The sequence below is a fragment of the Synechococcus sp. W60.3 genome (genome assembly GCF_047502615.1).
In the GTDB taxonomy this organism is placed as follows: Bacteria; Cyanobacteriota; Cyanobacteriia; order Thermostichales; family Thermostichaceae; genus Thermostichus.
The window spans coordinates 153,421-167,056 of sequence record NZ_JANSHJ010000001.1; the positions used below are offsets into that span (position 1 = coordinate 153,421).

The following is a 13,636-nucleotide window of genomic DNA, read 5'->3' on the forward strand; positions in this document are numbered from 1 at the left end:
GCCGGTGAGCTGCGAAACTCATCTTAACGTTCTCAAGCTATCAAAGAATCGCCAAGCTGGAAATAGAGACTTGCAATAGCCCATGACCGCAGAAACCCAGTGGCAGGTGTTGACCACAGGGGATGGATCCCTGACCTTTTTCTCCCAAGAGTTCGGGCAGGCTTTCCATAACACCAGCGGCGCTGCCCAGGAAGCGCTGGAGAAGTTTGTCCGCCCTTGCCGGCTGGATCGCCTGCCGTTGGAGCGGGATCCGGACGATCCCATTCGCCTCTTGGATATTTGCTTTGGCCTCGGCTACAACTCCGGCCTGGCCTTGGAGACGATTTGGCAGGTGCGGCCCGATTGCCCTGTGGAAGTCATTGGCCTGGAGCGATCCCCAGAGGTGCCCCGCCAGGCCTGGCAGGTGGGGGTGGGATCCACCTGGAGCTTTGGCCAGGAGTGGCAACACTTGATCGAGCAGGGATCCTGGCAATCGCCGCGCTGGCGGGGAACCCTGCTGTGGGGAGATGCCCGGCAAACCCTGCTCCAGGTGCCGCCGGGATGGGCGGATGCGGTGTTTTTGGATCCCTTCTCCCCTTCGGTTTGCCCGGAGCTGTGGACGGTGGACTTCTTGCGGGCAGTGGCCGAGCGAATGCGCCCTAGCGGGATCCTGGCCACCTATTCCTGTGCGGCGGCGGTGCGGGCGGCCTTGCTGGAGGCGGGGCTATTCATTGGCTCGACGCCGCCGGTGGGCCGCCCCTGGCCGGGCACGGTGGCCTCGCCCCAACCGCATCACCTGCCGCCCCTCTCGCCCATGGAGTGGGAGCACCTGCGAACCCGCGCCGCGGTGCCCTACCGGGATCCTACCTTGCAAGGGGATAGAGCCCAGATTCGGCTGCAACGCCAGCGAGAACAGCAAACTTCACCCCTTGAGCCCACTTCCGCCTGGAAACGCCGCTGGCCTGTGCAAGCCTAGCGACCGGAGTGCAGATCTGGGCAGCTTTTGCCGGAATTGCTGTCTGAGTGTATCCAAGACACCTGCACCAGTCCCGTACCCTTACGCAAGCTGCCGCGTCTTGACAAAGTTAAGCTAAAGTGAAGCCCTCTCTCCGGTGAGCTGCTATGTCTCCTTCGGCCTCTGCCGGTACACTGGTTGTCCTTTGTGCTGAACAGCACCGTGTTACCCTGCAGTTCTTGGCTCGCCTCTCTCGAGCTCCGGAGTTAGATCTGGAGCAGCGGCGTCTCTGTGTGCAAAGGTTGCGGCAGCGCCTCTCCCGCCACATTCAACTGGAGCGCCATGTCCTTTACCCGCTGCTCAGGACGGCTCTGGCGGCGGATCCCCACCGCAGCGCCCAAATTGACCGGCTGGAGCAGCAGTTGCGGGATCAGATCCCGGAGCTGACGCGCTTTTTGCACCAGGCGGAGCGCGACCCGCAGCAGTTGGATCCCACTTCTGCTCTTCACTTCTATCGGCAGTTGCGGGCCCAGTTCGAGCAGGAAGAGAAGCTCTTGCATCCCCTCTTTGCCCAGCATGTTTCCCCCGCTGCAGAGCAGCAGCAGTTGCGCCTGTTCCGCAAGCGCCTGCAGGCCAGCGCCTCCAGTTCTGCTGCCGGTCGTCGCCCCAGCTTGGAGGAATGGGAGCGGCAGGCAGTAACTCGCCCTGTCTTTCCCCACGAACGCCTTTAGCCTCCGCAAGGTAGCACGGCGTCGATGGCCACCCCTTAGCCAAGGACGGTCTTGTCTTTGGATTTTGCCTTGGGTAACTTTCTGCTGGTTTTGGCAAGCTGGCTTGTGGTACTTTTTCCCCAGCCGACCCCTTGCATCGATGCAACCTTGGGATCCCGAAACCTACATCGATCAGAGGGCCCAACTCCTGCATCCCGACCATCGAGCGGAGGTGATCGAAAACTTCGCCCGCTTCTTGCCCCTTGCTCAACAGCTGCTGGAGCTTCCGTTGCTGCCGACGGTTGAGAAGATGAGCCTCTAACCCAGCCCCTCTCCTTTGTCGGCCTGCCAACATCCCTGCCCTTTGGCGTACAACTGGTGGCTGCCCCCTACCAAGAGGCCAACCTGTTGCGGGCCGCCGCCCATCTGGAAGCGCTGGGGATCCCGGATGCGCGGCCTGCCTGAGCCAGGAGATGCTCCCTCTAGGCGCGTTTGAACCATATCTAGTGTTTTAATTTTGAATCCTTTGCTCCAGACGCTAAATTTATAATCTCCTCGATAGGGGTAAAAATGTGCCACTCTTGAGGGCCGCTTTTGCCCCTTTGTTTTTGCCAGAGAGTTTGAATCTTGCCGGGGCAGGACGTGAGCTGTTTGCCCAGAGAGAGGAAAATCTTAAAGTAAAATTAATCCCACGGTTGTTGTAGCGAATAACCTCTTTTCCGGCTTGGGTCGATAGAATGAGCGGCATAAAATGGACATGGCACCCCCACCTGGACTCTGCACTATGGATCACCCTACTTTTCTGGCCCAGCGCTACACGAAACTGTGCGAGGCTTATCTCTCGCTCAACGAAGCCTTCGCCAAATTAGATCACTCCCACAGCCGCCTGCAGAAGAGCTTCAGGAGGCTTCTGGTCACGGCCCGGAAAGCTTTGGATGAACTGCCTATCCTGCGGCAGGACGTCGAACAGTTACAACAGGGCGTCGAACAAAGGGATCGCTTGGTCCGTTCCCTGCGAGAAGAACTTCGGGAGAGAGAAGCTCGGCTGGGCGAGCTGATTGCCAACTATGACCAAGTCTGTCACGAGCTGGAGTCCACCAAAGCAGATCTGTTGAGCGCTCAGGCGTTGATTGAAAAACTGGAAGCAGAGAATGCCCAACTTTTGCAACAGTTGAGTCGCCTCACCAGTTTGGAGGAGGAATTGGCAAGCTTGACAGAACGGCTGAACCAAGCAGAGGCAGCCCGCCAAGCGTTGGAGGCCCGCAACCGTGAGCTGGAAGCAGCCCTGGGAGAGCGAGATCGGCAAGTGGATAGCCTGCAAGCGCGGCTGGCGCAATTGGAGCGAGAGAACGCCTCGCTGAAGGCGCAACTGTCGCAGGTGGCTGACCTGCTTACCGAGGACTCGATCAATCTCCTGCAAGAAACCGAGAATGCCGTCAAGGCCGATGAGGAGGTGCTGCCCCTGGTGCTGGCCTCGCTGCCAGAGACTGAGCGCCTTATGCAAGAGGCCGAGCAACTCCTCTCCTCTTGCTCAGAGCTGGTCCAAGTGAAACCACAAGCGGCTTGATCTGAGGGTTAGCCTTCCAGCCAGGGCTGACAACTGCACACCAGGTGACGATCCCCGTAGGCGTTGTCAATGCGGCTGACGCTGGGCCAGAACTTGCGCTCCTTGACCCACGGGAGGGGATAGGCGGCTAGGGAGCGAGGGTAGGGGCGATCCCAGTGGTCGGCGGCCACTACCTCGGCGGTGTGGGGGGCAAGTTTAAGGGGATTGCGCACGGGATCCATCTCGCCCCGCTCGATGGCAGCAATCTCCTGGCGAATGGCGATCATTGCCTCACAGAAGCGATCCAGCTCTTCTAGGGATTCGCTCTCGGTGGGCTCCACCATCATTGTCCCCGGCACCGGCCAGGAGATGGTGGGGGCGTGGAAGCCGTAGTCCATTAGCCGCTTGGCTACATCCTCCACCTCAATGCCGGCGCTTTTCTTGAGGGGGCGCAGGTCCAGGATGCACTCGTGGGCCACCCATCCCCCCGGCCCTTTGTAGAGCACCGGGTAGTAGGGATCCAGCCGCTTGGCAATGTAATTGGCGTTGAGGATGGCCACCTGGGTGGCCAGGGTGAGGCCAGCGGATCCCATGAGGCGGATGTAGGCCCAGGCAATGGGCAGGATGCTGGCACTGCCCCAGGGGGCGGCGCTGACCGGGCCGTTGCAGCCGGGCAAAAAGGGGTGGCCGGGCAAATGCGGCAGCAGATGACGGGCAACGGCAATGGGCCCCACCCCCGGCCCGCCGCCGCCGTGGGGGATGCAGAAGGTCTTGTGCAGGTTGAGGTGGCAGACATCGGCCCCCAGCTCCGCAGGGCGGCAGAGGCCCACCTGGGCGTTGAGGTTGGCCCCATCCATGTACACCTGCCCCCCGGCCTCGTGGATCATCTGGCAAATCTGGCGGATCCCTTCCTCAAACACCCCATGGGTGGAGGGGTAGGTAATCATCAGGGCAGCCAGGCGTTCCCGGTGCTGCTCCACCTTGGCCCGCAGGTCTTCGAGGTCGATGTTGCCGGCCCTGTCGCAGGCCACGCTCACCACCTGCATCCCAGCCATGACAGCGCTGGCGGGGTTGGTGCCATGGGCAGAGGTGGGGATCAGGCACACCTGCCGCTGGCTTTCCCCTCGCGCCTGGTGGTAGCGGCGAATGGCCAGCAAGCCGGCGTATTCCCCCTGAGATCCGGCGTTGGGCTGCAGGGAGACGCCGGCAAAGCCCGTGATCTCCGCCAGCATCTGCTCCAACTGGGCAAAGAGGGTTTGATAGCCGCGAGCTTGTTCCAGGGGCACAAAAGGATGGAGCTGGGCAAACTCCGGCCAGGTCATCGGCAGCATCTCGGCTGTGGCGTTCAGCTTCATGGTGCAGGAGCCCAAGGGGATCATGGAGTGGACAAGGGAGAGATCCCGGCTCTGCAGGCGGTGGATGTAGCGCAGCAGCTCCGTTTCCGAGTGGTAGCGGTTGAACACCGGATGGGTGAGGTAGGGAGTGGTGCGCAAGAGCTGGGGGGGCAGGCTTTGGTTGGCATCCAAACCCAGGCCCTCGACATCCCAGGCTGGCTCTTCAGAGCCGGCAAAGATCTGCCAGAGATCGCGCAGATCCTGAGCGGTGGTGGCCTCGTCCAAGCTAATCCCCAGGGTCATCTCGTCGATCCGGCGCAGGTTGATGCGCCGCTGGGCGGCCCGCTCTTGGATCTGCCCAACCTGGGCGGGGGACTCTGCCCTTACCCAAAACGTGTCGAAGAAATACTCTGGCCCCACCCTGTAGCCCAGCTGGCGAATCGCGGCCGCTAGGTGATGGGCCTGGCGGTGGATGCGTTCGGCGATTTGCCGCAGGCCTCGGGGGCCGTGATAGACGGCATACATGGAGGCCACCACGGCCAAGAGCACCTGGGCGGTGCAGATGTTGCTGGTGGCCTTGTCGCGGCGGATGTGCTGCTCCCGGGTTTGCAGAGCCAGGCGCAGGGCCGGCCTGCCCTGAGCATCCTGAGAGATCCCCACCAGGCGCCCCGGCAGCAGCCGTTTGTGGGCCTCGCGAGTGGCAAAGTAGGCGGCATGGGGGCCGCCGTAGCCCAGGGGCACCCCAAAGCGCTGGGTGGATCCCACTACAACGTCCGCCCCCCACTCTCCTGGCGGTTGCAAGAGAGTTAGGCTAAGCAAGTCGGCGGCTACCGTTACCACCATCTCTCTTTGGTGGGCCCGCTCCACTAGGTCGCGGTAATCCCGGATCTCCCCATAGGTGTTGGGATACTGTAAGAGCACGCCAAAGCCATGCTCAAGCTCAAACTGCGAAGGATCCGCCACGCGCACCTGGATCCCCAAGGGCTCTGCCCGCGTCTGCACGACGGCAATGGTCTGGGGATGGCAGCCGCGATCCACCCAAAAAACTGGGGATTGCTTGCCCGCTAAGGTGTAGGCCAGGCTCATCGCTTCGGCGGCGGCAGTGGCTTCGTCCAGCAGGGAGGCATTGGCGATCTCCATGCCTGTTAGATCGATCACCATCGTCTGGAAATTGAGCAGGGCCTCTAGCCGCCCCTGGGCGATCTCCGCCTGGTAGGGGGTGTACTGGGTGTACCAGCCGGGGTTCTCCAGAATGTTGCGCTGAATCACCGGCGGCGTCAGGCAGTTGGAATAGCCCATACCCAAAAAGGAGCGCCACACCTGGTTCTGGGCCGCCATCGCCCTCAGCTCCGCCAATACTTGTTGCTCGCTGCAGGGGGATCCCAGGCCCAGGGGTCGGCTGCTGCGGATGGCCGCCGGTACCGCCTTATCCACTAATTCCCGTAGAGAGCTCAGCCCTAAGGCGTGCAACATCTGACGGATTTGCTGGGCGTCCGGCCCGATGTGCCGCCAGAGGAAGAGTTCTCGCTGCTCTAGCAGCTCCAGCTCGGCATCGACGGCAGAGAGGGGTTGAGGCGTCTCCCGTCCAGAGGGGCTGAGGGGATGGAGGATGGTGGAGTCGGACATGGGGCAAAACAAAAGCGATGGAAAGTCGGTCAGCCGCCAAAAGGCTATTCCCCGATCATAGTTGTTAAAAATTGTTTCTGTCGGGATCCAAATTTGAATCTGGGTCTCGATTCGGGGGAGCGGGGATGAGACACTAAATGGTCGGAGAATGTTAGCGACCTATCCCCTGAGCGTTGTCATGACTGCTTTCAACTCTGTCTGGAGAGGTGGTGCTATGCGTCGGCTCCTGTCCGCCTTGGTGTCTATCCTGTTGCTGCTCTGTCTGTGCTTGGTCCCCTTGGGGATCCCGGCGGTGGCGGCGGAGCTGCCGCCGGTGAAACATCTTGACACTCCCATCGACGTGAACAACACCATCCTGCGCAACTACCGCCAGTTGCCCGGCTTCTATCCCACCCTGGCCCGCATCCTAGTAAAAAATGCTCCCTACAACAGCCTGGAGGACATGCTGCAGATCCCAGAATTGACGGAGCAACAGAAGGCCTTGATCAAGGCGAACGCGGAGAACTTCGTGTTTGGGGAGTACCAAGAGGGAGCCAACCAACTGGAAAACCGGATCAACCAGGGATACTACGGCTGATCCTGGCAGGGTCTGCAGGGGAGAAAGCTTTCTGCTTCTCTGCAGCTTTTATGAAGCCTGCGTCGACATACCCCCCATCCCTAAAGGGCGGGGATTCTTGTTCTTGGTTCCACGACAGCACTTACTAACTAGTGGCTAGTGGTTAGTAATTAGTGACGGGCCACTAACTTCTTCACCTACTTGTCACTACGCCAGATCTCCCCAAGCGTTCCCGAACCCCCCTCTGTCCCCTCGTACACGGGGGGATGAAAGGGGGGCCCAGTAGTTCCCCAATGGCCTTGGGAATTCCCCCGCTAGTTGTGAGACCCAAGGGGAGCTGCCCTCCTCAGTCTCTATCCCCCGTCGCCAGAGTACCCCGAAGGTTTTGATGGGCTTAAAATAGCCCATGGTGCTCATCGAGCCAAGTGGATGGAGCCAACTTCGAGAACATTTCCAACTGCTGTCTCGTCAGCCCAGGGAGATCCCCGCATCGCCGAGATCACGCAGCGGGGAGTGGCCGAGGTCTTCCCAGGGGGAGCGGCAGCCTTGGCGGAGCGCCTGGCCACCACCGATCGCCCCTTGCGGGTGAAGCTGGGCATCGATCCCACGCGGCCGGATCTGCACCTGGGCCATGCGGTGGTCTTGCGCAAGTTGCGCCAGTTCCAGGATGCTGGCCATGTGGCTATTTTGCTCATCGGGGACTTCACGGCGCTGGTCGGGGATCCCACTGGCCAATCGGAGGCGCGTCCCCGTCTGACGCCGGCAGAAGTGGAGGAAAATGCCCGCACCTATCTGGAGCAGGCTGCCAAGATTTTGGACTTTGCCACCCCTGGCCGGCTGGAGGTGCGCCGCAACAGCGAGTGGCTGGCCCGCCTTACCTTGAGCGAGCTAATCGAGCTGCAGGCTCAGATGACGGTGGGGCAGATGTTGGCCAAAGAGGACTTTGCCCAGCGCTACCGCTCGGGGACGCCAATTTATCTCCACGAATTTCTCTACCCCCTCCTGCAGGGCTATGATTCGGTGGCCCTGGCAGCCGACGTGGAACTAGGGGGGACTGACCAGCGCTTTAACCTCCTGGTTGGCCGGGAGCTGCAACTGTGGAAGGGCCAAACCCCTCAATTTTGCCTGACGGTGCCCCTGTTGGAGGGCTTAGATGGCTACCAGAAAATGTCCAAGTCCAAGAACAACTACGTGGGCTTGACCGAGGATCCCCTCACCATGTACTCCAAGCTGGAGAAGGTGCCGGATCACCTGGTGCAGCGCTACTTCGAGTTGCTCACCTCAGTGCCTCTTTCGGAGCTGCCGGCGGATCCCCGCCAGCGCCAGATCCTCTTGGCCAAGACCCTCGTGGCCCAATTTCACTCTTCTGAAGCCGCAGAAGAGGCGCAGCGCACCGCCCAAGCGCTGGTGTTACAAGGCAATCTCGTTGAAACGGGATCCATCCCCACTTTTGCCATCCAGTGCTTGTCTTACCCGGTAAAACTGAGCTACATCCTGCGCGAATCCGGCCTCTGCAAGAGCGCTGCCGAGGCCCGTCGGCAAATCCAAGGGGGCGCCGTGCGGCTGGACGGGCAAAAGGTGGAGGATCCCGACCTGGAGTTTGCCCAAGCCTCTGAGCTGGACGGGCGGGTTTTGCAGGTGGGCAAGAAGGCCTTCTGCCGCTTGGTGGTCGGCACAAACTAGTCAGCTTTGGTTTTCTCCCCTCACCCCCAACCCCTCTATGAGGGGAGCTCGATGGTTCCACAACTATTCAACAGGTGGGGATGGGCTTAAAGCCGAGCCCGGCTTTCTTCTGCTTGGTCTTGGCTGAGGGGTTAAACAGCGGCGAAGCTAACACGGGCTCTGGCCGGGGCCGGATCGATCTTGCCTCCGCCACAGCTTCGGCGAGCTTTTGCCGCACCAGCTCTTGGGTCTCCAAAATATTGGGATCCGCCGCCCATTCCGGGGCTTCTTTGACCGGATCGTCTTCGGAAGTGAATTCCAAATCGTAAACCTCGTTGCGGTAAGTGGGGCTGAAGCACTCCCAGGCGCGCAGGCTGTAGAAGTAGGGGAATAGCCGCACCATGCGCTCGATATCCAAGTGTTCGGCAAAGCGCCGAAAGGCTTCTTCTTCGGAAACCGGAAAAGGCGCATAATGCTCGGAAACAAACCACTGCAAAAACTTTCGCGCCTCCGGAACGATCTGCTCTGGGGCCATGGATCCCAGCGCTGCCGCGTTGAAGCAGTTGACCAAAAGGTGCTCCAGCAGTACAGCGTTGTACTCGGCAAAGCAGGTTTGCTCGCGGCTTTCTACCGGCTGCCAAGGCATCTTGCCGTTGGCGGCAATGAACAAGTGAACCAGGTCATGCGAGGGATTGGTTTGGATGGAGCCGTGCCCCTCCAGCTTGGCCCCGTCACAGCTAAAGATCTGGTACTGAGGGCTCCAGTAGAACTTCAGTTGCTTGGCCGCCATGTTTGACCGTCCTCCTCACCCAGAGGGATCCCTATTAGAGCTTACACCTGTGGACGGGTTCCCATGCACCTCAGGCGGCGTCTGCCCGCCTTCGGGAGAGGAGATGGGGGCAAAACTGGACTGCCAAGCTTTTTCTAGGCTGGCCGGCAAGCCTCTTGAAGCTCCCCAACCCCACAGGCCATGCTTCTAAAGCCAAAGTTAAACAAGGACGCTTATTTTAAAAAAACTGTCACCTCTGAAAGCCATCGCCTGAGGATCGACAAGTTTTTAGTATCTTTTTTTACTTGCAAGTGTTTCTTTCTACGATACTCTTTCGGCTCTCCCTATGGTAGCGTTACATCGCGATTTTGCCTTTTCTCTCGACCTTGTCTGTGCTTCCAGTCAATTCCCGCCAGGTCTTGACAATGCGACTTAATAGACCAGAAAACCGAGAAACTAGCTGGGTGATTGCCCTGATCCTGCTAGGGATCTCTATAGCCGGCTGTGGCTCTTCCAGTAGCACGGGGATCGACCCTGCTTCTTTGGGATCCCAAGCTCGCCTGACATTCAATGGGGCTCTGACCCGCTCCTTTTCTGGCACACAAGGGGAAATGGAGTTCAACATCGCCCTCCTGCAAGGCGGGGATCCGCCCCAACCGGTAACCCAGCTCTCCGCCGGCCAGGTCAGCTTGCAGGTGAACCGGGTAACCGATTTGCTAGGGATCCCGCAGCCGGTAACCTTGACCCTGACACCCACCCGGATCGAGAACCCCCCGTCGGATCTGGCTCAGCGGCCTTTGCTCATGGCAGTGCTGATGGATGGCTCAGGCAGCTTGCTGGTTTTGGATCCCCAATCTCGGCGCTTCCTGGCTGTTTTTCGGCTCCTGGATCAATTTCGCCCTGCACCCCTGGATCTGGGCGCTATTCTGCGCTTTGACAACCGGGGGGCAGGTTTTGGCCTTACAGCTTTGGGGCAGCCCCTGCGCACAGCTCAGCTATTGCAGGACTTCACCGGCGACAAAGAGCTGCTGAGACGAGGCGTTTTGCGCGCTGTTCCGGGGGGGAACACTGCCCTCTACGATGCCACGGTGGAAGCGGGGCGTTTCTTAAGCGACTTTCGGCCCACCGAGCGTTTCAACCGCCGTTTGGTGGTGTTTACCGATGGTATCGACAACGAAAGCACCCGCTCCATCAACCAAACTACCCAGGAGCTGACAGCCCTGGCCAGAGAGCGAGGACAGAAACTCACCGTGTATGTGGTTGGATTGGGGGTCGATTTGAATCTTCTGGAGTTACAGGATCTGGCTGCAGCTACTGAGGGGACTTTTGTGCTGGCACGGTTTTCTGAAGGGCTGGAAGCTACCTTTGCCAACTTATTCCCTGCTGCCATTGGGGAGCACCGCCTGCAGGTGAGGGTGCAAAGCAACGTTCCGCTATCTGCTGGTTCTTATCTTCTCAGCGGGGAGCTGCGGGTCGAGAGAGAGGGAAGTCGTTTTGTGGCGCCATTCAGCGACGCTGTTCTCACGGTGGGATCCCGCTAGAGTCATTCCGCAGGCTGACAACATCCCTAATCGAGAGCGAGGCGATAAGCAAATGTTTCCACGACTCGGTATACTCAGAAGATTTTGGCAACCGGCTGCGCTTGTCCTGGCGGCAGTGCTTACAGGTTCCCTAACGGTTTTCCTGAAAGGTTGCGGTGGTGGTACCTCCAGCAGCCTCTCGACCGTGGGGTCGCCGCCAAGGGATCCCGGCTCTGGCTCTGGCTCTACCTCTGCCATTTTGGGATTGGTGGTGGATCCCTTTGCTCAGCTTTGCCCTTCAGGCTCAACAGCCGCCCTTTGTTCGGGAGGGCCGCTTTTTTCAAGAGGCAATAAGGTTGAGTTGTTCAACCTAAGCTCAAGAGGGGACATTTTGTTGCCTGCCCTGTCAACCACTGCCTTGGAGGGCAACTTGCGGTTCACCATCCCCTTTTCCGGATCGATTACTCAGCCGCCGGGGAAATTGGTATCGGTTCAGTCCAATCTCCTGGGCCAAGGGCGTCAGTCCGGCCAGCCTACACCCCTGCGGGGATTTGTTTTCAGCGCAGCCGTGGATGTTTCCCCTTGGAGCGAAGCCCTTTATCGCATCTTGCTGCGGGAACGGGATAGAGTACCTTTCTCCAACTTAGCTCCCCCCGAAGTTAGGGATCTGGAGAATATTCTGTTTGTCAGCGTACCTCTTTCCAGAACAGCGCGAAACTTGGAGGAGATCATCACTGACATCATTCGACAAGCGGATCAACTTAGTCTTAATCAGCTCCGCTTTGTGGAGGATCTCATTCGCGTTTGCTATGCCCCAGAAGGTAATCAATCGGATCAGCCCTGCCGCCTCCGCATTCCCATACCCCTACCTCCTGCACCGACGGACTTTCCGACACCTCGACCCACCCCACCGATAGAGCTTCCAACTGCTCCGCCCACAGGGGTGCCTGCTCCTGAAGCTCCCGCTCTTCCCACCATCATCACCAACAGAGCTGTTGTTCGTTCAGCATCGGGCTCGTTGCTCTTTAGCAACACGGTTTCGGTGAGGGTAGACAACTGATGGTTGCCTCGTTTTAGTCAAGTTTGATGTGAGCTGATTTTGTGTTTCAAGAGAACGCGCTGAGAGAGCCGAGGAGTGTTGAATGCTGACCTCAAAACCGTCTTCATTTCGTCCTGGTCAACTGGAAAGATTGCTTTGCTTTTTTAGTCGCAGCTTGGGCACCGTTTCCACAGCCCTGCTAATGGTTCTCTTGGGGGTAGAGCAAGCTAGCTTCTCTGCGTCTAGGGAAACGTCTCTACAACACCCCAAGCAGGATGAGCTGGTCTTTATCGATCAAGCCTTGCCGGACTTGGCGATCTTGCTGGCAGGCATTCGTCCTGGAGCAGAAGTTGTTTTTCTGGATCCCAATAGAGATGGGATTGAGCAGATCACAGAGACACTGCGAGGACGAAAAGGCATCAAAACCCTGCACATCCTGTCTCACGGGCAGGCAGGCTCACTCTCCTTGGGCAGAAGAGTTCTTAACCGAGAAAACTTGCCCGAGTACGCGGACCTACTGGCAAAGTGGAAATCTAGCCTTGCGGACGATGCGGACATTTTAATCTACGGCTGCGAGGTGGCGGCAGGGCTGGAGGGCAGACTTTTCATAGAGCAAATAGCCCGCCTGACAGGAGCTGATATCGCTGCTTCTACCAACCTCACAGGACATGCCAAAGCTGGAGCAGATTGGATTTTAGAAGCCGCGGCTGGCAGCGTTACCGCTCCCACGATTGTGGTCGAAGGAGTAATTGATCACAGCTATCCGCACACACTGCAGGTAGGAGCCAAGCCCACCTTAGATGCCAGCTTCAAGCTTATAGATATTGATGTCAGTGGTCAAAAGCTTTCTCTCTTCGATGCAACCACTCAGGTTGTTCTGAGGCGGGTTAATAACAAAAATGCGACTGGCACCTGCAACGTAGTCTGGGTTGTTGACCCAAACACTCCCAGTGGCTTGGGAATTACAGCCATGGAGCAAGCTCTTTTAATTAATCCTCTGAATCCAGTTATCAAAGCAGGTGCAGATAACATTTTTGTAAACTTTCCTGATGGTACCAATGCTTTTAACAACATAGAAAGAGTTGATTTCATTACCCCAGGTGGCATAACCGCTCCGAGCATGGGTCTTGATAAGATTGGCTTCTTACTCCTAGACAGAGGCGGAAACGATCCTTTTAAGATTGCTGCTATTACAAAACTTGATTCCGATCCTGAACAATATGCCTATAACCCTGTTGTTGGAGTTGGTGCTGGTATCTGGGTAGGAGGGACATCGATAGCTAAGACGAACGTTCACTCTGACCAATGTGGAACTAAAGTCCTGAATACAAACATAGTGGCTTCTACAGGCAGCCAAAAGTTGGCAGGAGTTTTTGTAAGTTATCAGGATCTAGGCATATCTGCTGGTCAAACATTCTATGGATACTCAGTAATCGGGAATGATGTAACGGTATCTATCAAGCAATTTTCAACATTTCCGACGAACACAGGTAGCTCCCCTGGCGGTTGGGACATGACGGCAGGAGGGGGCATTGTTGCTTACAACCCCGTTGCTAAAAATGACTCAGCCACCACCCCAGCCAATACACCGGTCACCATCAATGTGCTGTCCAATGACACAGCCTACGTTTTTAACTTGGATCCCAATACTATCGACCTAGACCCGTCCGCTCCTGGACAGCAAACCATGCTGACAGTTCTTGGGGAAGGCACATATACCGTTAACCTATCCACTGGGGAAGTCACTTTTACTCCGGATCCAGGTTTCACAGGTACTACAACTCCAATCAAGTACACAGTAAAGGACACGGGAGGGTTAATTTCTAACCAAGCAACCATCACTATTACAGTCACTCCTGCCTCTACCCCGACACCGACGCCAACACCGACGCCGACGGAAACGCCGACACCCACGCCGACGCCGACGGAAACGCCGACAC

Annotated in this window: 11 protein-coding genes; 8 read left to right on the top strand and 3 right to left on the bottom strand. The window is 58.2% G+C overall.

Annotated features, from left to right (window positions below):
- Positions 1-82 precede the first annotated feature (82 nt).
- From NW846_RS00770 to NW846_RS00780, 3 genes are all read left to right on the top strand, one after another.
- Entirely contained in the window at positions 83-955 is an 873-nt protein-coding gene (locus tag NW846_RS00770; RefSeq protein ID WP_041438476.1) for a tRNA (5-methylaminomethyl-2-thiouridine)(34)-methyltransferase MnmD, read from the top strand.
- 146 nt (positions 956-1,101) lie between these two features.
- Positions 1,102-1,665, top strand: a complete 564-nt coding sequence (locus NW846_RS00775) for a hemerythrin domain-containing protein (protein ID WP_414347013.1) — start codon at positions 1,102-1,104, stop codon at positions 1,663-1,665.
- A gap of 139 nt (positions 1,666-1,804) precedes the next feature.
- The gene (locus tag NW846_RS00780; RefSeq protein WP_414347014.1) at positions 1,805-1,966 is read left to right on the top strand and encodes an AtzG-like protein; all 162 of its coding nucleotides are present in this window, start codon (positions 1,805-1,807) and stop codon (positions 1,964-1,966) included.
- Here NW846_RS00780 and NW846_RS00785 read toward each other — a convergent pair.
- On the bottom strand, positions 1,963-2,145 hold the full coding sequence (locus NW846_RS00785) for a hypothetical protein (RefSeq protein ID WP_168174230.1): 183 nt from the start codon (positions 2,143-2,145) through the stop codon (positions 1,963-1,965). The two genes, NW846_RS00780 and NW846_RS00785, sit on opposite strands and share 4 nt — an antisense overlap.
- Before the next feature lie 283 nt (positions 2,146-2,428).
- Between NW846_RS00785 and NW846_RS00790 the strand changes: the two genes are divergently transcribed.
- On the top strand, positions 2,429-3,211 hold the full coding sequence (locus NW846_RS00790; protein ID WP_099834815.1) for a hypothetical protein: 783 nt from the start codon (positions 2,429-2,431) through the stop codon (positions 3,209-3,211).
- Positions 3,212-3,219: 8 nt separating this feature from the next.
- Here the strand turns inward: NW846_RS00790 and gcvP are convergent, their stop codons facing one another.
- Positions 3,220-6,150: an aminomethyl-transferring glycine dehydrogenase gene (gcvP, locus tag NW846_RS00795; RefSeq protein ID WP_414347015.1), complete on the bottom strand. Its 2,931-nt coding sequence runs from the start codon at positions 6,148-6,150 to the stop codon at positions 3,220-3,222.
- Between the two features lie 214 nt (positions 6,151-6,364).
- Here gcvP and psbU point away from each other — a divergent pair, with 214 nt between their 5' ends.
- Both psbU and tyrS read left to right on the top strand, forming a co-directional pair.
- Positions 6,365-6,727 carry a photosystem II complex extrinsic protein PsbU gene (psbU, locus tag NW846_RS00800; protein ID WP_041438474.1) on the top strand — a complete coding sequence of 121 codons (363 nt, stop codon included), beginning with the start codon at positions 6,365-6,367 and terminating at the stop codon, positions 6,725-6,727.
- 408 nt (positions 6,728-7,135) lie between these two features.
- The gene (gene tyrS, locus NW846_RS00805) at positions 7,136-8,389 is read left to right on the top strand and encodes a tyrosine--tRNA ligase (RefSeq protein ID WP_414347016.1); all 1,254 of its coding nucleotides are present in this window, start codon (positions 7,136-7,138) and stop codon (positions 8,387-8,389) included.
- 67 nt (positions 8,390-8,456) lie between these two features.
- Here the strand turns inward: tyrS and NW846_RS00810 are convergent, their stop codons facing one another.
- Positions 8,457-9,158, bottom strand: coding sequence for a hypothetical protein (locus tag NW846_RS00810; RefSeq protein ID WP_011430909.1), 702 nt, complete (start codon positions 9,156-9,158; stop codon positions 8,457-8,459).
- Between the two features lie 443 nt (positions 9,159-9,601).
- On the opposite strand from NW846_RS00810, the gene NW846_RS00815 reads away from it, so the two are divergent.
- Together NW846_RS00815 and NW846_RS00820 are read left to right on the top strand one after the other, a co-directional pair.
- Positions 9,602-10,678: a vWA domain-containing protein gene (locus NW846_RS00815; RefSeq protein ID WP_414515107.1), complete on the top strand. Its 1,077-nt coding sequence runs from the start codon at positions 9,602-9,604 to the stop codon at positions 10,676-10,678.
- A 1,121-nt stretch (positions 10,679-11,799) separates the two neighbouring features.
- On the top strand, positions 11,800-13,636 hold a 1,837-nt coding region (locus NW846_RS00820), incomplete at its 3' end, for a DUF4347 domain-containing protein (RefSeq protein ID WP_414515109.1).

Excerpts from the sequence above, each read along its gene's own strand:
- NW846_RS00770 (WP_041438476.1), top strand. The coding sequence starts at position 83 with ATGACCGCAGAAACCCAGTGGCAGGTGTTGACCACAGGGGATGGATCC.
- NW846_RS00775 (WP_414347013.1), top strand. The coding sequence starts at position 1,102 with ATGTCTCCTTCGGCCTCTGCCGGTACACTGGTTGTCCTTTGTGCTGAA.
- NW846_RS00780 (WP_414347014.1), top strand. The coding sequence starts at position 1,805 with ATGCAACCTTGGGATCCCGAAACCTACATCGATCAGAGGGCCCAACTC.
- NW846_RS00785 (WP_168174230.1), bottom strand. The coding sequence starts at position 2,145 with ATGGTTCAAACGCGCCTAGAGGGAGCATCTCCTGGCTCAGGCAGGCCG.
- NW846_RS00790 (WP_099834815.1), top strand. The coding sequence starts at position 2,429 with ATGGATCACCCTACTTTTCTGGCCCAGCGCTACACGAAACTGTGCGAG.
- gcvP (WP_414347015.1), bottom strand. The coding sequence starts at position 6,150 with ATGTCCGACTCCACCATCCTCCATCCCCTCAGCCCCTCTGGACGGGAG.
- psbU (WP_041438474.1), top strand. The coding sequence starts at position 6,365 with ATGCGTCGGCTCCTGTCCGCCTTGGTGTCTATCCTGTTGCTGCTCTGT.
- tyrS (WP_414347016.1), top strand. The coding sequence starts at position 7,136 with ATGGAGCCAACTTCGAGAACATTTCCAACTGCTGTCTCGTCAGCCCAG.
- NW846_RS00810 (WP_011430909.1), bottom strand. The coding sequence starts at position 9,158 with ATGGCGGCCAAGCAACTGAAGTTCTACTGGAGCCCTCAGTACCAGATC.